Below are 18,371 nucleotides of genomic sequence, written 5' to 3' on the forward strand. Positions count from 1 at the left end.
CGGCCCTGCCGCCCCAGGGGCAGGGCCGTCGCCGGGGAACTTCTTCCGAGGCGGGTGCCGGGTCCCGTGATCACCGGCTTGTCGGGTCAGGCCGCGGTGGCGTTCTCACGGTATCGGCGGATGCCGAGTTCACCTTCGACGACGGCGGCTGTCAGTTCTTCGACGCTCGTGTCCTCGCGGCGAACGTCGAGGATTTTGCGCCCGTGGTTCATGACGATGTGCCGATCGCACACTTCGAAGGCGTGGTGGAGGTTGTGGGTGACCAGCACGGAGCTGATTCCGTCGGCCTTCAGCGCCCGCAGGTAGTCCAGCAATGCTTCCGTGGCGCGCACCGCGAGCGCGGACGTAGGCTCGTCAAGGATCAGCAGGCTGCGCTTGAAGTGGACGGCCCGGGCAATGGCTACCGCTTGCGCCTGACCTCCGGACAGCGACGAGACAAGCTGCTTGGAGCTCTTGATGCCTTCAATGGTCACCACGGAGTCCAGGATTTCGGAGGTGATGGCATCCATCTCCTTGATCTTCATCAGACCAAGGCGGTTCGTGATCTCACGGCCCATAAAGATGTTGCGGCTAATGGACATCTGCGGGACCAGTGCCGAGTCCTGGAAGATCGTTTCGATGCCCAGGCTCTCGGTCAGGGCCCTGTTCACGTGCGGGTGCTTGGTGCCGTCCCAGGAGAAGTCGCCTGCGGTGGCGGCGACCACGCCTGACATGATCTTGACCAGGGTCGACTTACCGGCACCGTTGTCGCCGAGGAGGCCCACAACCTCGCCTTTTCCGATGTCGAAGGACACGTCGTCCAGGACGGTGTTGACGCCGTACTTCTTGGTAATGCCCTCAACCCGGAGCAGGTAGTCCTCGTTGATGGTCATGATGCTTTGCCTTCCATGAGCTTGTTGAAGATGGCGGCGACCACGATGATCAGGCCGACGAAGAGCTGGATGTAGAAGCCGGGCGCCTTGCCCAGGATCAGGCCGTTTTCGATGATGCGGATCAGGGCTGCGCCGACGATCATGCCGATGATGGTTCCCCGTCCTCCGAGGAGAGAGGTTCCGCCCACCACGGCAGCGGCTATCGCCATCAGGGTGTAGTCCTCCGTGGAACCGGGCTGCATGGAGGAGGTCCGGACCGAGATCAGGATGCTGGCCAGGCCTACCATCGCCCCGAACAGGGCATAGGAGAGGAGCTTGACCTTGAGCGGATTGATGGAGATCGCCCTGGCGGCCGATGCGTTGCCGCCGACGGCGAAGATGTGGTTGCCGAGCTTGTGGCGGTGCAGGAAGAACCACGCCACTACTCCCACCACGATCATCCAGACCAGCTGCGAGCGGAAGAAGCCGAAATCGCCGGCGAAGAGGGTGACGAGTGCTTCGTCTTTGCCCTTGCGCAGCAGCGCCGGCGCCGTGCCGTTGATGAAGATGCTGGCGCCGGTCCAGAAGAACGCCATGCCCAGAGTGGCGATGAAGGATGGGATGCCGGTGATTACCACGATCAGTCCGTTGATCAGGGCAATACCGGTGGCCGCGGCGATTGCGGCCAGGACCCCCCAGCCCCAGCCGAACGAGTTGGAGACGTGAATGAACGTGATGGAAGAGAACCCGATACTCGCGCCCAGGGAGAGGTCGAATTCTCCGGCGATCATCAGTATCCCGACTCCGATGGCAAGGATGGCCAATACGGGAATGCTCTGGGAGATAACGCCCGAGAGGTTGTTGGCCGAAAGGAAGGGGAAGGCGGGGCTGGCGATGCTGGCGATGACGAAGCCGATGATGACGACCGCCAGGATCGCGCCGATTTCGAGGGCTCCGCGGCCACGGGTGTAGCGGATGTAGTCCTTGAATTTCTCGGCCGTTGTAACGGGTTGGTTATCGGCAAGACGGCGGACTTTGGTGATGGCCCCTGTTTCCAACGGCGCCGTGAGGACGTGTTGGTCGGTGCCTGTGTCTTGTGGTGACATGACCTGATCTTTCGATGGCAGCGGCGTCGATGCCGCGGAATGGAAGAGGTGGGCGCTGGGGCCCGGAAGGGGGATGGGGCGGGGACGTGGCCGCCGCCCCATCCCCCTATGACGCGGTTACCAGCGGACGCCCTGGAGGTCCGGCGCTTCGAGGTTTTCCACGTTTGTCTTGTCGATGAGGGAGACGCCGCCGGAGTTGATGTTCGCCGGCGCCAGGCCGAAGTCGATGGCAAGGGCGCTCTGCATCAGCGACTGGAATCCCTGGACGAAGCCCTGCTGGTCAGCCGTGGCGATGATGTCCCCGGCCTTGATGCCGTCGATGACCTGCGGGGAGGTGTCAAAGCCGACGATAGGAACCTTCACGCCGGCTGCCTCCATGGCAGCCAGGATGTTGCGGTGCGGGGTGCCTCCCAGAGGCGCCACTGCCTTGACGTCCTTGTTGGCGATGAGCCATGAGGTGAGGGAGTTCAGAGCTTCCTCATCGGAAGCGGAGGTCCGGAGGTACTCGCCCTTCGCACCCACCTTGTCGAGCGCTTTCTGCACGCCGCCGCCCCGCTGGATGGCGTAGTTCTGCTCGGGCTCTTCCGCCGGGAAGAGGACCTTGTCGCCGGCGCCCAGCTTGGCCTCCGCAGCCAGACGCTCGCCAACGAGCGTGCCCACCTCGAAGAAGTCCTGGCCGACGAAACCGCTGACGCAGTCGGCGGCACTCTCGGGTGCCGGCACGTTGTAGGCAACAACCTTGATGCCTGCCTTGGAGGCGTCACACGCCACCTTGACCCACTTCTCGCCTTCGTTGAACGGCATCACGATGACGGCGGGTTTGGACGCCGTGGCTGTTGCCACGAGGTCCACCATCTTGTCCGGATCGGCGTCGGCGGTCTGGTGCGTCAGCTGCAGGCCGCCGAGGGTGGAGGCGTCTTCCGCTCCCTTGAGGATCTGGGCCCAGAATGCGTCGCCGGCAGGGTTGTAGTAGGTCAGGAAGTACACACTGCGGTTTTCGGCGCGGCTGCCGAACTTGTCGGCCAGGCCGGTGGTTGATGATGCATTGGACGTTGCGGTGCAGCCTGCCAGCGCCAGCGTTGCCACGCCCGCCATGGCAATTACGCCGAGTCCTCGCTTGAACGTAGAAATAGGTTTCACTTCGTCGTGTCCCTCTCATAGGTGCCGAAGCCTGCCTCCATCCGGAACTGGTGTCCGGTGGGAGCGGCCGATCTTCGACTTATTGTCAGGACATTCTTACGCCTAATCCCTGGCACGTGCAAGGCTTTTTGAAAAAGTCCTGTCTCGTGCCAGTTTTGTGACGCGGGGCACACGGCGTGGATTGCGGATGCGGGCATGCAACTTCCGCGGGAAACGTTGCGCCGGGACGTCGGCGGCAGCGCCGGCCTACCTGGGGTGCAGCTGCGCCTCTGACCGGGGCTGGCCCGTACTTCCCCGGATGACCAGCGTGGGAACGATCATGCGTTCCTGGGGCGTTGAATCCTGGTCTGACATCATTTGAACGGCGGCCTCGACGGCCGCCGTGCTCATTTCCGCGGGATCCTGGCGGACGCTCGTCAGGTCAACGAACGACAGCCTGGCGATGCGGCTGTCGTCGTAGCCCGTGACCGAAACATCCTCGGGCACCCGCAAGCCGGCACGCAGAAGCCTATTGATGAGGCCCATGGCAGCATGGTCGTTGGAGCAGACCACCGCGGTGGGCATGACAGGCTCCGCGAGAAACGACTCGGCGGCACCGGCACCGGATTCCTCGGTGAAGTCCCCGCCGATCTCCCGGACCCGCGAGGGCAGTCCGTGCCTGTCCATGGCCGTCACGTATCCCTGGTGGCGGGCAGCGAATTCAGGAAGTGACCGCGTCAGCACGTAGGCAATATCCCGGTGCCCGAGTTCCACCAAATGGTCCACGGCCGCCGCGATCCCCCGTTGCCCGTCTGACCGGACAGCACTGCAGACACCCTGCGGCAGAGGTCTGCCGATGCTGACCACCGGCAGCCTCTTTGCCAGTTTCCGCAGCTCGTTTACAGGCGTTTCCGGCGAAATCAGGATGACGGACTCAGTGCGGAACCCGAGCAGTTCCGTGATGGCATCCCGCTCGTCCCGCGTCGCCGTCAAGGCACCGAGAATCAGGTTGTAGCCACGCTCGTGGGCCGCCGCATAGAGGGCTTCCACAATGTCGTCCGCGGATGAGTGGGCGGGATTGAAAAGCACGCCGATGTAGTTGCTGCTCCGCCGGCGAAGTGACCGCGCCGCTATGTCCGGGCTGTATCCAAGCTCGGAAGCCGCCTCAAAGATGCGTTCCCGCGTCGAGGAACTGACGCCCGCCTCATTGCGGAAGGCGAGCCCCACAAGCTGCCGTGAAACGCCGACGCGAGTGGCGACGTCCATCATGGTCGGCCGTTTAGAGATCACTTGGACATCCTATACGCGCAGGGTTGATGGCCCTCCGCCGAGTTTGTCAGGACATCCCTTGACGAAAAACTGGCACGTGCTAGTCTTGAGGAAATCGCGCTCAGATCCCCTTCCTCACACGGCTGAGGTCTCGTTCCCTCATCCAGGCAAACCCCACGAAAGCAGGGCCTACCAATGTCGTTAGCCACTGATCCGAACACCACCGACATCCAGCAATGCCCTTTCAGCGGCGCCGCACTCGCCGGCGAAGAAGCACTCAGGCCGGACCCTGTCGCGGCGCCCGGGATTGGCCCGAATCCCGCTCTGGAGACAGATCCCGGCGTCTTCTACGATCCGCTCTCCTACGCCGCGTATGACCATCCCTATGAGCTGTACAAAATCCTGCGGGACAAGGCGCCGGTCTACTACAACGAGCGCCGCGACCTGTACGTCGTCTCGCGTTATGCCGATGTCCAGGCAGGCCTGCGAAACCACGGGCAGCTCTCCAGCGCCCTGGGCAATGACATGGACGGTACTCATGCGTCCTACGGGGCAGGCAACCTGATCATGGTCGACGCTCCCCGGCACACCTCGCTGCGATCAGCCGTCCGTCGCGTCTTTGTCGGACGCGAGATACTGTCCAAGGAAGACGGCATCAGGGAACTGGCCCGCCACCTGATCGCGGAACTCCGCGAGAACGGCGGCGGTGATTTTGCCACTGAGGTGGCGCTTCCGTTGGCTATCGGTGCGGCCACGAAAATGATTGGCATGGCCGTCGAGGACAGCGGAATGCTGCAGGAACATCTCCTGCGCTCCATGGTGCGGACGGTGGGCGAGTTCGGAGTGCCGGACGACGCCGCGGTCTCCAATCAGGAAGCCGAAGAGCACCTCGCGGACGTGTTTGGGAAGCGGAGCGAAGAGGTCGAAGCCGGTGGCACCGCCACAGGGGCGGATGCCATCACCCAGATCATCCTCGGCATGCACGCCGGGAAGGTGGAGCCGGATGAACAGGTGGGCCTCGCCCATCTGATTCTGTCGGCAGCCATCGACGCCCCCGCCGCCCTCCTCACCAACCTCGTGGCCACCCTCGACAAGTTCCCGGCCTTCCAGCGCTGCCTTGCGAAGGACCCTGCCGCCATTCCGGCCTTTGTGGAGGAGACACTCCGCTTTGACACCCCCGGCCAGAACCTCTGCCGGCAGACCACCGCCGAGATCACCATCGCCGGCGTGACCATACCGGCGGACTCCCGGGTGATGTTCCTGCTGGGCTCCGCCAACCGGGACGAAAGGGTCTTCCAGAACCCGGACTTCTTTGATATCAGCCGCGAGCTGACGCCGGAGAACCGCATCATGACCTTCGGCGACGGTATCCACGCCTGCCTGGGCGCACCCCTGGCCCGGCTGGCCGGACGCGTCCTCGTGGAGACTCTCCTCGAAGGCCCTGAGATCCGCGTCGTCGGGTTGCCGGAGCGCTGGGCCAAGCAAATGGTCCGCGGCTTCGCAAAGCTTCCGGTGAAGTTCGTTGACTGAGGTCAACGGCTGGGAGAACCTCTCCGGCCTGCTGCCACAGTCACGCGGCTGGATGCACTCCGGTGTCGCCGTGCTCAGCGACGGCAGGATTCTCTGCGCCCACCCGGAAGGCTGCGACCTGTTGGTCATCGACCCTTCAGGTCGCTCCGAAACCATACGAACGTCCCTGACCGAAATGCACAGCATTTTCACCTGCGACCGTGACGGCGTAGAAGTCATCGCGGTGGCCGATCCCGGGCACCGCTTCGTCGAGGATCCCGCCGATGCGTCGGCCTACGTCGATCACTTCTCGCCCGGGCGCGCAGTGATCCTGAACAGGGACGGAAGCGTCCTCCTGGAACTGGAATGCCCGCCACTGCTGGACTATGCACTGGAGTCATGGCGCCCGACGTCGATCGCCGTCGACGACTCCCGATACTCCGGCAGCGGTGACATCTGGGTAGCCGACGGGTACGGCGCCAGCCTGGTGCACCGTTTCGACGCCTCGGGCCACTACCTCGGAACGCGGGACGGCGCTGAAACGGGCACCGCCTTCGCCTGCCCGCACGGGATAATGCTGCGGACCCACCATGGGCGCCTCGAAATCTACGTGGCGGACCGCACCAACCGCCGAATCGTAGTCATGGACCCGAACGGAATGCAGTCGCGGCTCCTGGGCGAAGGAGTCCTGGACAGCCCGTCCTCGCTCGTTCTCGTGGAGAACCGGATCTACATTACCGAACTCTTCGGCGGAGTCGCGAGGTTCGACGGCGATGCATTCACCCGCGTCCTTGAACAGACCCGGCCCCGGTCGAACGAGGACGACGCCTGGCCCAACCGCCGCACCCCCGAGGGCCTGGACGGACCGGTTGTGGACCCGGGGTTCTTTAACAGCCCCCACGGCATCGCTGCCGACGATCACTGGCTCTACGTCACCGAGTGGTTCATCGGCGGGCGGCTCAGCCGCCTGTCACTCACGCAGTACTAGAACACACTTCCCCGCACCCATCCCACGCGACGACTTTCAGATTGAGAGCAGGACCATGAGCACAACAGAGACCATCTCCGGGCCGATTTCGGACCTCACCCTCGAAGAGGCCCATTTCGTTGCCCGCGTCGCGTCGAAGACACACGCAGCCGACGACGTCGTACTCCTCACCCTCCAGCACCAGGACGGCGAAGACCTTCCGCCGTGGCGACCCGGCGCCCATATCGACCTGGTTCTTTCCAACGGCCTGACGCGGCAGTACTCCCTCTGCGGCGATCCGGCAGATCGGAGCAGCTACGTCGTTGGTGTCCTCAATGCGCCCAACAGCCGCGGCGGCTCGCAGTTCGTTCACGAATCGCTGGCTGCCGGCGATTCGGTGACTGTCCGCGGTCCGCGGAACCACTTCCGGCTGGTCGATGCCCCCAGCTACCTGTTCGTCGCCGGTGGTATCGGAATCACGCCCATTGCCGCGATGGTCCGTGAAGTACAGCAGCAGGGGAAGCCCTGGACACTCGTCTACGGAGGCCGGACACTTTCCTCCATGGCCTTCAGGGATGAGCTAACCGCCCACGGCACCCGAACCACCTTGTGGCCCCAGGACCAGAAGGGGATCATCGATCTGCCCACGGCCCTGGGCTCCCCGGACAGCCACACAGCCGTCTACACCTGCGGTCCGGAACCGCTCCTGGCCGCCGTCGAGGCAATCTGTGCCGAGAAATGGCCCTCCGGGTCCCTGCACCTGGAACGGTTCACGGCAAAGAAGGTGGACACCGCGCACGATGTGGCGTTCGAAATCGAACTGGCAACGAGCGGCGTACGGCTGACCGTCCCGGCGGATAAATCCGTCCTGCGTGTTCTCGAAGAAGCCGGCACGCGCATCCTTTCCTCCTGCGGCGAAGGGACCTGCGGCACCTGCGAAACCACGGTCATCGAGGGAAGGATCGACCACCGCGACTCCGTCCTCACCCACGAAGAAAAAGCCGAGAACAGCTGCATGATGGTCTGCGTCTCCCGCGCCACGTGCCCCGTTCTGGTGCTGGACCTCTAGCCTTCCTGCCGCCCAGTTACGCGGACGACGACGGGACCTCCCGCCGTCGTCCGTTTCCGTTTAGTGCCTCACCAGGCAGCTGTGCTCTGCACGTCCGGTCCGGTCCAGTAACGCCACGGCTCCGAATCCTTTGTAGAGATCAACAGCGTTAGAGATCACCAGAGGAAGGCGGGCATGAGCGTTCGGCAGGTATCCGCGACGCGGGAGGCCACGCTGCGGCGGCACATAGTTCCAACCGGGCTGGGCTCGTGCACGGTGCGTGTCCAGCAGGGCACCGGAGGCGGGTCCCCGGCGTCCGGCACAGCGGAGGTGTATCTTCACGGCGCCGCGGGATCCTGGACCACTTTTGAGCCGCTGCTTTCCGACGCTTCGCCCCGCGATCGTGTCCTGATTGATCTGCCGGGCTGGGGCGAATCCACCAAGGGAGCCAGGCTGGAACACTTCGGCATCGAGGCGATGGCACGCGCCGTCACTGAGGTGCTGGCCTTGCTCGGCTACCCGCAATGGCACCTCGTGGGCCACTCCATGGGAGGCTTCCTGGCGTTGCATATTGCCGCGGCATGGCCGGAACGGACCGCGAGCGTCGCCGCCATTTCGGCCACGACATTCGGCGTGTCCGAGGCCGCCCGCAAGCCGCTGCTCAGTCTGTCCCGATTCCCGGCGTTTGTCGGCATGAGGCTGCTCATGCGCTCACTGGCGGCCCTGGGTCCGGCAGGGCCGGCCCTGGTCCGTGCAGTCGGCGCAACCCCCGTGATGGGACCGTTGACGGCACCGCTGTTCGCCGATCCCGCAGGCATGTCCGAGGGGGTGATCCGCGGGCTCGGCCGTGGCGCCCGTCCGGCCAGCTTCTCCGCGGCTGCCCGGGCAGTGGCGCACTACGACTTTGACCAGTGGCGCGGCATCCGCTGCCCCGTGCTGGCGACCCGCGGGGACACTGATGTGTTCACGTTTCCTTCCGACCTGGACCGGCTGGCCGCCACAATTCCGAACGTCAGGACTGTGACGATCCCGCGCTGCGGCCACTTCGCCAACGTCGAGCAGCCGGAGCACGTGCAGCAACTGCTCGAGGGCCTGTGGTCACTGTGAAGGCGTTGAATCACAGGTTTGCGGCTTCTTGCTCCGCCAGCCTGATCATACGAAGTTCGTCCTCCACCGCGCGGGACGGCCAATAGTCCTTCGACAGCTCAGTTGCCCGGGTCAGATCTGCCGCCGGGAAGAGCTTGCCGAGCATTCCGGCCGCCTGAAGCAGGGCGATCAGCACTATGGTCCTCGCATCGGGCGCCTTGGAATCAGGCTTGGCAGCAGGGGCCCCGGCACCAGGCTTCGTGGAATCGGGCGTCCCTGCGTCAGCCGTCCCCGCATCACTGGTCCCCGCATCAGAGCCGGCATCGGTCGCCGTGGTATCCGGCGCCTCGAGATGGGACGGCGCACCGCTGAGTGCGGCCTGGATCTTTTCCAGGAGCGCCGACTCCGGAGCGTGATCCTTCTCCGGGTACCGCACGGCCCGGAACCGGCCCAGGTGCTTTTCGCCGACATGTTCTACGATGCCCAGTGACGCCATGCCCTCGTAGACACGCTGCACTACGGCGCGGCCCTCCAGCATGCCTACCCACCCCTTGGGAGTGTGGGGCCGGGATTTGCCACGGATGACTTCCAGCTCGCGCTGGAAGTCCGTTGCCGGGGCGTCGCCGGTGGCCCTGATGCGCTTCCCCTGCAGCTCGATCGCACCGATCAGGTCCAGCTCGGCCAATATTGCCCCTGCCACAGTGGTCCTGAGTGCGAACACCGGCACTTCAGGTTTGCCGTTCAAGTCGTTCGTTGCCAGAAGGAGGAAGGCCTGGGGAAGGTTCAGCTCCGCCGCCTTCGGTGTTTCAGCGTCCATACGAACATGGTGGCCCTGTTGGGCGCCCACCACAATGAGGATTTACAAAGGCGAGCGGACGACGGCGGGACCTCCTGCCGTCGGACGCAAGGATGGCCCCGTTGATGTTGGTGATGGTGGGGCCGGGGTCCACTGCATTGAAGCGCAGGCCCTTGGGCCCGTACATCACGGCCGAGTTCCTGGTCAGGCCAAGGCTGGGCAGGTGGCCGCCTGTAGACGTGTGCTCAGCGCTGGACCAGCGCATGTATGCGTCGGGAGATTTCTTCGCCTGCCAGGATGCCGCGGGCATCGGTGACGCGCAGGTGATCCCTGCGGAAGTCGACGTCGGCGAGTTCTCCGTGGGAGGGACGGAAGGCGACGTCAGCTTCGGCCAGCATCGGCCCGTCCAGCAGCGAATCCCCGGCGGCGATCACCCGGGAGGCCCCAGTCCGCCGGGCGACTTCTGCGACGGCGCTGTTCTTCGTCACCGCGTGCGGCACACAGTAGAGCTTGCGGCCCTGGACGGACACCGTCCAGCCGAGCGAGGCACACCATGCGTCCAGCTCCCGCACGAATTCCGCGGGCATGAGCTCCCGGTCCACGATGGCGTAGAGGAAGAGCTCTTCGGCCTGGCGCAGCCGGAGAATCCAGGACCGGTAGGCCTCCCGGGACAAAAATTCCTCGATGACGGCCAGCGGCGCCGAGCCCTCCGAGACCCGTTGCCCGACTGTGGTCTGCCACTCGATGTCCGGCTCGCCGTTCTTGAGCAGGACACCGCCGTTGGTGGTGACCGCGTATTCAGGCACGGCACCGGGCAGCCGGACCCGCCGGTACTGGGCCTCGGTCCGGGTGGTCACTGGGACGAAGATGGTTGTCCGGGTCAGTTCGAGCAGCAGCCGCTCGGCGGTGCGGGTCATAAACGAGATCGGCACCCCCTCGTGGAGCTCCGCAACCACCATGTCCGGTGCCAGGTGGTCGGGGACGTCCAGAAAGAAGGCCTTCGCGGAGTAGATGAGGGTCCGGTCAAGGTCCGAGGCCAGCAGGACGGAATTCACAGGGCGGCCGCCGCAGTGACTCCATCGGCGCCGGATACCCCGCTGAACGTCGGATCGATGAGCCCCACGCAGCTGAAGGGCAGGTGCGGCACCTCCAGCACCGGTACATCGCGCTGCTGAGCCAGCAGCAGGATGTGGGCTATCTCGGGCGCGGCATCAGGACGCACCAGGATCTTCCACGGCACCCTGCGCAGCAGCACGCGTGTTGTCTCGCCGACTCCGGGTTTGATGAGGTTCAGGTCGTCGATCCCGTGTTCCCGGCCGAGGCTTTCCACGGCGAGCCTGCCGGCCCAGGTGGGCGTCCGGTCCGCGGCCAGCAGCGCCCCGGCTTCTGCCCGGGCGAACGGTTCGACGGTTGGGAAATGGCCAGAGACGGCGGCCAAGAACTCCCGCGAGACGTCGTCACCGCGCAGCTGGTGGTAAAACTTGGCCCCGTGGAAGTCGTCGGGGCCGATGAACTCCGTGTTGAAGACCGTGCGGGACACGAGCCCGGACACCGTCGAGTTCAGGCAGGCGGAGGGTATGAGGTAGTCCTCGCGCGTGCCGTACATGGCGGCGCAGTGCCCGGGATCGGCGAGCACGGCGAGGTCCTTGGGGAAGGCAACACCGTCGGTTTCGGCGAAGCGGTCGAGGCCGGCCGAGAGCTCGCGGGTGATCGCGCCCTTTCCGGTCCAGCCGTCCACAAAGAGGATCTGCTCCGGGTCATGGTGGGCGGCCAGGTATCGCAGGGCCGTCTGGTCCGGCCCGACGCCGCGCACGATGCTCATCGTGTAGTGGGGAAGGTCGATGCCGTGGATCTGCTGGGCCCAGCGGCGCATCAGGATGCCGACCGGTGTGCCGGCCCTGGCCAGGGAAACCAACACAGGCCGGTTCCGGCGCGCGGCCAGCGCCATCTCGGTCACGGTGCCCACGGCCTGCGCGACGCGCGCGGCGGAGCCTTTCAAGGCGTCCCGGTACAGCTGCTGGTACTGCTGCGAGGGCGAATATTCGATCGGCAGGGACTCTGCATAGCTCGCCCTGCCCGATTGCATCGCGGCTTCACGATCGGCCGCGGGCGCTTCCAGCGCGGCATCACCGATGTCCTTGAGCAGCCAGGTGACTTCCTCGGGCGCGTAGGAACCGAACGCCGGTCCGGCCAGCGGCGCCGGGAGGATGGGTGAGGCGGGCAGGAGGACGACGACGACGCTGCAGACGGCGCTGAGCCCCTCCGTCACGCTGCCGGGACCCGAGAGAACCTCCGCGGGGGTTCCAGGTTCGGGCATCAGGACGATCGTGCCGAATCTGCGGCCGGCGGGGGAAACATTGTGGGCGAAGCGCACACCGGGGCCGTCCACGGTGACGTCATGGCTGGTGAACCGCACCGTGCCGGTGATGGCGTAGTCCGGGCGGTCCAGGGCGACGATGGGCGAGCGGGTGGTGGTGGAGAACCGGACGCCGCGGTCCGGATTCAGCCGGTCCAGTGCATCGGCCACGGCCAGGGGCACGTGGATGAACTCCTCGCTGCCCAGGACCAGAACGGACTCCGCGGCAGCCGCCTGCGGAAGCATCCGGTGGATCGATTCCGCGATGCCGGCCAGGGTGGCCGCCGCGGGGGCGCCGCCGTTGCCGAACCGGTCGCTGCGGACAGCTGCGCCGTCTGCCGCGGGCTTGAGGAAGGTCACCGTTCCGGGTGCCGAATCGGGGGTTGCCGGCGCCTGCGGCAGTGCCGCCACCACCTCCTCGGCGCGCTGGAGAATGTCCGCGCCCAGGGTGATCTGCCCAGTGCCCAGGGCCACTACCCGGATGCGGGTTCCGAGCCGTTCCGCCAGTTCGTCGAACCGGGCCCGGTCCCCCGCTGTCCGCAGGTCCACGAGCGCAGCCACCGTGTAGCTGGGATGGGGAGCCAGGGCGTGGAGTTCGGTGATGGTGTTGATGATCGTGGCCCCGGTGCTGAGTTCGTCGTCCACCAGCACCACCGGTTCCGGGGCGTTCAGGCGCCGCGGATCCGTGGGCAGCAGCCGGTGTGAGGTGGCGTGCGAATGTGATTCCTCGAAGGACCCGTAGGCGGCGGCGCCCGCCGGGGCGTGCCGGGAGGAATGGATGTAGTACGAGCCGATCGTGTCAGCAACAAGCCGTCCCAGTCCGGTGGCGGTCTCCGCGTAGCCGATGGTGATGATCTGCTGGTTGCGGGTCTTCAACCCGGCGAGCTGCAGACGGAGGCTCTGCAACGCGGCTCGCCGGCCGCCGTCGTGCGTTTCCCCGCGCAGGAGCGCGGCGAGCCCGGCCGCAATGGTCGGAGTGACGGATACGGATTCCGGGGTGGCGGACAGAGCCTCGCCGACGAGCACTCCCAGCAGCTCACCGGCGGCTATGACCAGCCCGGGTTCAGAGGGGACGTGTTTGCCGAGCACCCGGGACACCAGGAGGTGGGCCCGCTTGGGGTTGCGGCGCAGTGCCAGTCCCACCAGGTCCTCGACCGGCAGCAGGCTCGCGGAGTGGTCCGTCGTGATGCCGACGCCGAGGGCGTCCCGCACAAAACCGCCGGTCCAGATGTCCTGGCTCAATTCATGCTCGCTTCCAGAAGGTCAACGTAAGTGATGTTCTCCGCGGCAACGCCGAAGGCTGCGGCACGCAGCAGCGTCTGGCCGGCCCAGGCCTGATGGGGCTTCATCTCATTCATCTTGTTGCCGTACGGCGAGGCCGAGGCGCCGCCGCCGTTCTTGCCGGCGATCTCCAGCGCGTCCACGTATTCCTCGTGGCTGACGACGCACATGGCATGGACCAGCGGGACATGGGTGGGGTGAATGACCGTCTTGCCCAGCAGCCCGTTGGCCAGGTCCAGTTCGATTTCGCGGATCAGCCCATCGAGGTTGGCCGTCAGAATCCGATCGCGGAGGGGCATCTCATTTGCGTCGGCGAAGGGAGTGCGCCGCAGCAGGGGACGCAGCACGCGCTCGCTGTTGCTGTAGTGCTCCCAGACCGGGCCGGAGATCACGAATCCGTTGTCCGGCCGGCCCAGCATATTCACGATGTCCCCGATCACGGAGGCCACCACCTTGACGTCATAAATGGTCAGGTCCCGGGAGCGGCGCAGGCCGAAAGCACTGGACATGTCCGTGGCGCCCACGCGGACGGCCAGGACATCCTCCTTGTTGGCTTGCAGCACGTCGCAGATACCGGACAAAGTCCTGGCCCGGGTCTCGCCGTGGATCACGAGCGGAGATTCCATGATGGGCATGATCCGCAGCCTGCGGCCGCCCCCGCGTGAAGCGTTGATGGTATGCAGGGCATCCAGGAACCGCTGGGCCTGGCCGGTCTCATTCTCGAACTTCGGAATGACAAAGCCCACCAGCAGGTCCAGTGCCTTACCGCAGCGGCTGGCCAGGCTCAGCATCTGTTCCGGCGTGCGGACCCGGAGAAACAGCAACGGCCCCTCGTCGGAGTGGAAGGCGCCGACAGCGTCGCTGCCGCTGTCGCCACTCCTGTCGTCGTCGCTGCCGATGCCGCTCCCGCGGCGCGGCCCGGCGGAACCGGCATGCAGCCGGGTCAGCGTGTTCACGACGTTGGTCTCTGCAGAGTCCACCGCATCATCGGCGATGGAATCCTCGAGGCAGATCACCATGCTCAGGCAGCCGCGGGCAGCCTGTTTGCGGATATCCTGAGCCAGGTTCGGGCGGTCCGCCGGAGTGTAGAGCGTGGCGCCCAAGGCCACGGCCAGCACCGCTGGCGCCGAGCCCAGGCTCAGCTCCTGCGGAGCGATGTGGAAAAGGCGCGAGGCATTCTCGTCGCTAAGAAAACTGAAATGGCGCATGCCGTCCCGTCAGTGTCCCTGCCGACGGGCGGCAGCGTTGGTGGTCATGGAAAAGCCGAATTCCTGCCAGAGCTCGGCGGCGTCGGCGCGGGCCGGCACCGGTTCGGCGCGCAGCTCGATGACTCCATCGATCGCGGTCAGGGACAGGATGTATCTGAGCTCCCCGCTGGCCGCGGGCAGCGTCACGGTGCCGCCGTCGAAGATCTCCACGGTCAGCGGGGCCGAAGGCTGTCCGATAAAAAGCGACCGGCGCAGCTCGCGGATATGCCGAAGTGCCACGACGGCGGTCCCGTCCATGTAGCCCACAAGCGGGCGGTTTCCCGAGCACTTGATGGAAGTGCCGGAGACGGCGCCGTCCACGGTCATTGCCCCGGTCACGCGTTCTGGGCTTTCCCATGCCGCCGAGGTTGCCCCCGTCACCAGCAGGCTGCCAATCGCCGACTGGCGCCGGTCGAGGCGGATCATCGGTGTCTGGGCGTTGAGCAGCCTCGTCTCGCCGATCCCGGGAGCCGGAAAGAGCCTGGTGGGCCGGGTCTCGGCTGCCGGCCGGGCTCCGGCCCATGGGGTCGCCGCTGACGTGGCTGGTGCTGGTGATGTGGGCGCGGACGATCGGCTTAGGGACAGCGACGTCACGGCCGCAGGGGACACCGGAGACGACGGCGGCGCTGTCGCCGGGGCGGATGTTTCAGCGCGGGCGGCCGGCTTGACCCGGCGGCTGAGGTACGTGATGTCCGTGCGGGTGCTGGACCTGTTCAGTGCCATCGCCTAGACATCGAACCGGAAGTCGGCTGCCACGCCGCGCAGGCCAGTCGTGTAGCCCTGGCCCAGGGCCCGGAACTTCCAGTCTTCGCGGTGGCGGTACAGTTCGCCGAACATCATGGCGGTGATGTTGTCCTGCGGGGACTGGGGAATATCGAAGCGCACGAGCTCCTGATTCTGTGCGGTAGCCACCCGGATGTACTGGTTGCGGATGGCGGAGAAGGTGCCGGGCCCGCGGAGATCGGGGTCCACGTAGACAATGAACGTAATCTTGGCGACGCCGGCCGGCACCAGGGACAGGTCGACGTCGATCTGCTCCTGGTCCTCGGTGCCGGCGAAGGCCACCGAGCCCTCCGGGCTGGCGATCTGGTTGAAAAACACCAGGTGATCGTTCGAGACGGCACGGCCGCCGGCGTCGCACATGATCGCCAGCGGAACCAGCTCGGACTGGGGCCCCCGGCTGGGAATGGACTGCCAGCCCAAGCCGACCAGGATCTTGCTCAGTCCCGGGTTCTCGGCCGTCAGCGCGGCGTTGGCCCCGGCCACAAGATTGCCCATCAGCGGCCTTCCAGACGAAGGCTGGACGGCGCGAACTTATCCTCGAGGAACCGGCCGTGGGTGGACAGCTCGGCAATGGCACCGATCCGCACCTGGTTGGCCAGGTCACGAGCTATTTCCTCGAGCGTGGCGAACTGTTCCGCCAGCAGCCGCGTCGGCCCGGATTCCTCAGTCCTGGCACTGTCCGGGAGCGCCAGATAAGTGCGCAGGGGATCCGGGATGTAGCTGCAGACGATGGAATTCAACAGCACCTGCTGCTCCATCGAAGCCCCCTGCTCGACCATATGGCTCACCAGCGGGCGCAGCACATCGTCGATTTGGCGCAACTGCGAGGACACCGACGTCGGCAGCTCAGCGCCGGCCCGCCGGATGGCGCTGCGCAGGTTGTCCAGGGATCCGGCGGTCTGCGCCATCTCGGCGTCGGCCGTTGGCTCGGGAGCCTGTTCGGTGATGCCCGGCACGGGGGCGCCGCCGAACAGGGAGCCGATGAACTTACCAATCACTGCGTTACCGCCTGCTGCTTTCCGCCGTCACTTAGTCTGTCTTGCCCTGCCGCGCGCGTTCCAGGTACGGCTTGGCCTTCAGCACGCTGGCTTCGAGGGCCCCGACGGTGCTCTCCATGTTCTTGGCCGCCTCCGACCGGAAGGTGTCGATGGCATCCATCGTGGCGAACACATTGTCGAAGGCCTTCTGCAGCGTCTCCACGCTGACCCCGGAGCTGGACGCCTGCTGGTGGATTCGGGAAGTCTGGTCCTTGAGCATTTCGCTGGTGCTCAAGATCATGTTGTTGGTGGTGGTATTGACGGCGTCGATCTGGTCCAGGACCATCTTCTGGTTGGCCAGGGCCTGGGCCACGATCACCGCCGTGCGCAGGGCCGAGATGGTGGTGGTCCGCGCCCGCTCCACACCCTTGATCAGTTCAACGTTGTTCTTGCGGATCAGGTCCATCGCCAGGTACCCCTGCACCGAGACGGCGAGCTGGGTCAGGATGTCCTGGTGGCGCTGACGCACGGGGAACAGGACGTCCGCCTCCATCTTTTGCGCCTCGGTAATCTGCCCGGCGGCGCGGGTGGAGTCGATCTTCTCCATGCAGGCGGCATCCAGTGCCTTGGCGAAGACGGCATATTCGCTCAACGCCTGCATCGTTTCCCAGAGCTGGACTTTTTCGTTGGCCAGGCTGGCATTGTCCTTGAGCAGCTCGTCCTGGCCCGTCATCAGGGCCTTGATGATCTGGTTCAGCTGGGTCTGCGCCGACTCGTACTTCTGGAAGTACTTGGCCAGCTTGTTGCCGCCGGGGATGAAGCCCAGGATCTTCTTGCCAACGCTCATGTTGGCCTGGTTGGGAGTGAGCTCCTCCACCGTGCTCCGCAGCTCACCCAGGGTGTTGGCGACCGCCACCTGAGCGCTGTTCCCGGACTTCTTGGCGCCGGCCATGGACGTCGAGGAACGCTCCAGCAGCCTGCTGGAGGAGTTGCTGGACGCTGTGATCTCGGCGCTGCCGATCTTATTGATGCCATCGACCTGCGCGGAGAACTCCGGGCTGCGCGCGTCCAGTTGGGCCAGACCGGCCACGAACTCCCTGGCCTGCCTATTGATCTCGGCCCGTCGTTCGTCGGGGACCGGCACCATGCCGGGAGCGTCTTCGGGCTGAACTATGGCAGGGGCGTCCGGAGCCTGAAGCACCAATGAAGCCTCTGCGGCGTCGGGGGGAGTCAACGGAGAATTCATGATGCTGCCTTTTCAAGAGGTCGATGGTGTCCCGGTTTCGATTGGCCGGGACACCACCTCAGGTGGAAACGATGCGGAGCCGAAGTAGTCAGTCCGGACTCTAATCAGTCCGGGACACTAATCAGCTAAGGTCGACGCCGAAGTCCTTGGCGATGCCGGCGAGTCCGGTGGCGTATCCCTGTCCGACGGCCTTGAACTTCCAGTCCCCGTTGTTGCGGTAGACCTCGGCGAAAATCATCGACGTTTCGGGCGCCGCGTCCTCGCTCAGGTCGTAGCGGACGATTTCCTTCTCATCGATCTGGTTGACCACCCGGCAGTAGGCGCTGCGCACCTGGCCGAAGTTCTGGCCGCGCGTTTCACCCTGGTCGATGGAGACCACGATGACAACACGCTCGACGTCGGCAGCAACCAGGGAGAGATCGATCAGAATCTGTTCGTCGTCGCCGGCGCCTTCGCCGGACCGGTTATCCCCCAGGTGGCTGACGGAGCCGTCCGCGGCAGCGGGCTGGTTGTAGAAAATGAAGTCCGCGGAGGACCGGACCTTGCCGTCGGCCGCCACCAGGAGGGCGGAGGCGTCGAGGTCGAAAGGTTCTCCCGTCGTCGTACGCGGGTCCCAGCCCAGCCCGACCACAGCCTTCGTCAGGCCTGGTGCGCTCTTCGTCAGGGACAGATTGCTGCCTTTGGTAAGGGTTAGTCCTGCCATGTTTGTACCATTCCTTCGTGTTGAATC

Annotated in this window: 18 protein-coding genes; 5 read left to right on the forward strand and 13 right to left on the reverse strand. The window is 65.5% G+C overall.

Features of this window, described 5'->3' with window-relative positions; genetic code table 11:
• Positions 1–86: 86 nt before the first annotated feature.
• The 4 genes from NG698_RS16190 to NG698_RS16205 all read right to left on the reverse strand — a co-directional run bounded on the left by NG698_RS16190 (position 87) and on the right by NG698_RS16205 (position 4,366).
• The gene (locus NG698_RS16190) at positions 87–872 is read right to left on the reverse strand and encodes an ATP-binding cassette domain-containing protein (protein WP_252610992.1); all 786 of its coding nucleotides are present in this window, start codon (positions 870–872) and stop codon (positions 87–89) included.
• Positions 869–1,957, reverse strand: coding sequence for an ABC transporter permease (locus tag NG698_RS16195; protein ID WP_058931137.1), 1,089 nt, complete (start codon positions 1,955–1,957; stop codon positions 869–871). Before NG698_RS16195 ends, NG698_RS16190 begins: the two co-directional genes overlap by 4 nt.
• Before the next feature lie 117 nt (positions 1,958–2,074).
• Positions 2,075–3,097 (reverse strand): substrate-binding domain-containing protein, encoded by a 1,023-nt coding sequence (locus NG698_RS16200; protein WP_157768982.1) that lies wholly within the window; start codon positions 3,095–3,097, stop codon positions 2,075–2,077.
• Between the two features lie 246 nt (positions 3,098–3,343).
• Entirely contained in the window at positions 3,344–4,366 is a 1,023-nt protein-coding gene (locus NG698_RS16205; protein ID WP_252610994.1) for a LacI family DNA-binding transcriptional regulator, read from the reverse strand.
• 174 nt (positions 4,367–4,540) lie between these two features.
• Here NG698_RS16205 and NG698_RS16210 point away from each other — a divergent pair, with 174 nt between their 5' ends.
• The 4 genes from NG698_RS16210 to NG698_RS16225 all read left to right on the forward strand — a co-directional run bounded on the left by NG698_RS16210 (position 4,541) and on the right by NG698_RS16225 (position 8,976).
• Positions 4,541–5,875, forward strand: a complete 1,335-nt coding sequence (locus NG698_RS16210; protein WP_252610996.1) for a cytochrome P450 — start codon at positions 4,541–4,543, stop codon at positions 5,873–5,875.
• Positions 5,868–6,842: an NHL repeat-containing protein gene (locus NG698_RS16215; protein WP_252610998.1), complete on the forward strand. Its 975-nt coding sequence runs from the start codon at positions 5,868–5,870 to the stop codon at positions 6,840–6,842. Before NG698_RS16210 ends, NG698_RS16215 begins: the two co-directional genes overlap by 8 nt.
• 55 nt (positions 6,843–6,897) lie before the next feature.
• Positions 6,898–7,890 (forward strand): PDR/VanB family oxidoreductase, encoded by a 993-nt coding sequence (locus NG698_RS16220; protein ID WP_252611000.1) that lies wholly within the window; start codon positions 6,898–6,900, stop codon positions 7,888–7,890.
• 174 nt (positions 7,891–8,064) lie between these two features.
• The gene (locus NG698_RS16225) at positions 8,065–8,976 is read left to right on the forward strand and encodes an alpha/beta fold hydrolase (protein ID WP_252600446.1); all 912 of its coding nucleotides are present in this window, start codon (positions 8,065–8,067) and stop codon (positions 8,974–8,976) included.
• Positions 8,977–8,986: 10 nt separating this feature from the next.
• Here NG698_RS16225 and NG698_RS16230 read toward each other — a convergent pair whose 3' ends face one another.
• The 5 genes from NG698_RS16230 to NG698_RS16255 all read right to left on the reverse strand — a co-directional run bounded on the left by NG698_RS16230 (position 8,987) and on the right by NG698_RS16255 (position 15,061).
• Positions 8,987–9,772: a GOLPH3/VPS74 family protein gene (locus NG698_RS16230; protein ID WP_252611001.1), complete on the reverse strand. Its 786-nt coding sequence runs from the start codon at positions 9,770–9,772 to the stop codon at positions 8,987–8,989.
• A gap of 224 nt (positions 9,773–9,996) precedes the next feature.
• Complete coding sequence (locus NG698_RS16240) at positions 9,997–10,806, reverse strand: HAD family hydrolase (RefSeq protein ID WP_252568455.1); 810 nt, start codon at positions 10,804–10,806, stop codon at positions 9,997–9,999.
• Positions 10,803–13,349 carry a phosphoribosyltransferase domain-containing protein gene (locus NG698_RS16245; RefSeq protein ID WP_252611003.1) on the reverse strand — a complete coding sequence of 849 codons (2,547 nt, stop codon included), beginning with the start codon at positions 13,347–13,349 and terminating at the stop codon, positions 10,803–10,805. The genes NG698_RS16240 and NG698_RS16245 overlap by 4 nt, the downstream gene beginning before the upstream one ends.
• A complete protein-coding gene (locus tag NG698_RS16250; RefSeq protein ID WP_252600442.1) occupies positions 13,346–14,596 on the reverse strand; it encodes an HpcH/HpaI aldolase/citrate lyase family protein in 1,251 nt (416 codons plus the stop codon). Before NG698_RS16250 ends, NG698_RS16245 begins: the two co-directional genes overlap by 4 nt.
• 9 nt (positions 14,597–14,605) lie before the next feature.
• Complete coding sequence (locus NG698_RS16255) at positions 14,606–15,061, reverse strand: hypothetical protein (protein WP_252611005.1); 456 nt, start codon at positions 15,059–15,061, stop codon at positions 14,606–14,608.
• 13 nt (positions 15,062–15,074) lie between these two features.
• On the opposite strand from NG698_RS16255, the gene NG698_RS16260 reads away from it, so the two are divergent.
• Entirely contained in the window at positions 15,075–15,365 is a 291-nt protein-coding gene (locus NG698_RS16260; protein ID WP_252568459.1) for a hypothetical protein, read from the forward strand.
• Here NG698_RS16260 and NG698_RS16265 read toward each other — a convergent pair.
• From NG698_RS16265 to NG698_RS16280, 4 genes are all read right to left on the reverse strand, one after another.
• Positions 15,362–15,913, reverse strand: coding sequence for a TerD family protein (locus tag NG698_RS16265; protein WP_252575924.1), 552 nt, complete (start codon positions 15,911–15,913; stop codon positions 15,362–15,364). The genes NG698_RS16260 and NG698_RS16265 overlap by 4 nt on opposite strands.
• Positions 15,913–16,416 (reverse strand): hypothetical protein, encoded by a 504-nt coding sequence (locus NG698_RS16270; RefSeq protein WP_252568461.1) that lies wholly within the window; start codon positions 16,414–16,416, stop codon positions 15,913–15,915. The genes NG698_RS16265 and NG698_RS16270 overlap by 1 nt, the downstream gene beginning before the upstream one ends.
• A 31-nt stretch (positions 16,417–16,447) precedes the next feature.
• Complete coding sequence (locus NG698_RS16275; RefSeq protein ID WP_252600439.1) at positions 16,448–17,641, reverse strand: toxic anion resistance protein; 1,194 nt, start codon at positions 17,639–17,641, stop codon at positions 16,448–16,450.
• Between the two features lie 121 nt (positions 17,642–17,762).
• Positions 17,763–18,344, reverse strand: coding sequence for a TerD family protein (locus tag NG698_RS16280; RefSeq protein ID WP_252568463.1), 582 nt, complete (start codon positions 18,342–18,344; stop codon positions 17,763–17,765).
• Between the last annotated feature and the right edge of the window lie 27 nt (positions 18,345–18,371).

This window comes from Pseudarthrobacter raffinosi (assembly GCF_023913735.1).
GTDB classification, from domain to species: Bacteria; Actinomycetota; Actinomycetes; order Actinomycetales; family Micrococcaceae; genus Arthrobacter; species Arthrobacter raffinosi.

What these genes read in the sequence shown, in the direction of transcription:
- NG698_RS16190 (WP_252610992.1), bottom strand. Translation starts at nt 872, where the DNA reads ATGACCATCAACGAGGACTACCTGCTCCGGGTTGAGGGCATTACCAAG.
- NG698_RS16195 (WP_058931137.1), bottom strand. Translation starts at nt 1,957, where the DNA reads ATGTCACCACAAGACACAGGCACCGACCAACACGTCCTCACGGCGCCG.
- NG698_RS16210 (WP_252610996.1), top strand. Translation starts at nt 4,541, where the DNA reads ATGTCGTTAGCCACTGATCCGAACACCACCGACATCCAGCAATGCCCT.
- NG698_RS16220 (WP_252611000.1), top strand. Translation starts at nt 6,898, where the DNA reads ATGAGCACAACAGAGACCATCTCCGGGCCGATTTCGGACCTCACCCTC.
- NG698_RS16225 (WP_252600446.1), top strand. Translation starts at nt 8,065, where the DNA reads ATGAGCGTTCGGCAGGTATCCGCGACGCGGGAGGCCACGCTGCGGCGG.
- NG698_RS16230 (WP_252611001.1), bottom strand. Translation starts at nt 9,772, where the DNA reads ATGGACGCTGAAACACCGAAGGCGGCGGAGCTGAACCTTCCCCAGGCC.
- NG698_RS16250 (WP_252600442.1), bottom strand. Translation starts at nt 14,596, where the DNA reads ATGCGCCATTTCAGTTTTCTTAGCGACGAGAATGCCTCGCGCCTTTTC.
- NG698_RS16255 (WP_252611005.1), bottom strand. Translation starts at nt 15,061, where the DNA reads ATGATCCGCCTCGACCGGCGCCAGTCGGCGATTGGCAGCCTGCTGGTG.
- NG698_RS16265 (WP_252575924.1), bottom strand. Translation starts at nt 15,913, where the DNA reads ATGGGCAATCTTGTGGCCGGGGCCAACGCCGCGCTGACGGCCGAGAAC.
- NG698_RS16275 (WP_252600439.1), bottom strand. Translation starts at nt 17,641, where the DNA reads ATGAATTCTCCGTTGACTCCCCCCGACGCCGCAGAGGCTTCATTGGTG.
- NG698_RS16280 (WP_252568463.1), bottom strand. Translation starts at nt 18,344, where the DNA reads ATGGCAGGACTAACCCTTACCAAAGGCAGCAATCTGTCCCTGACGAAG.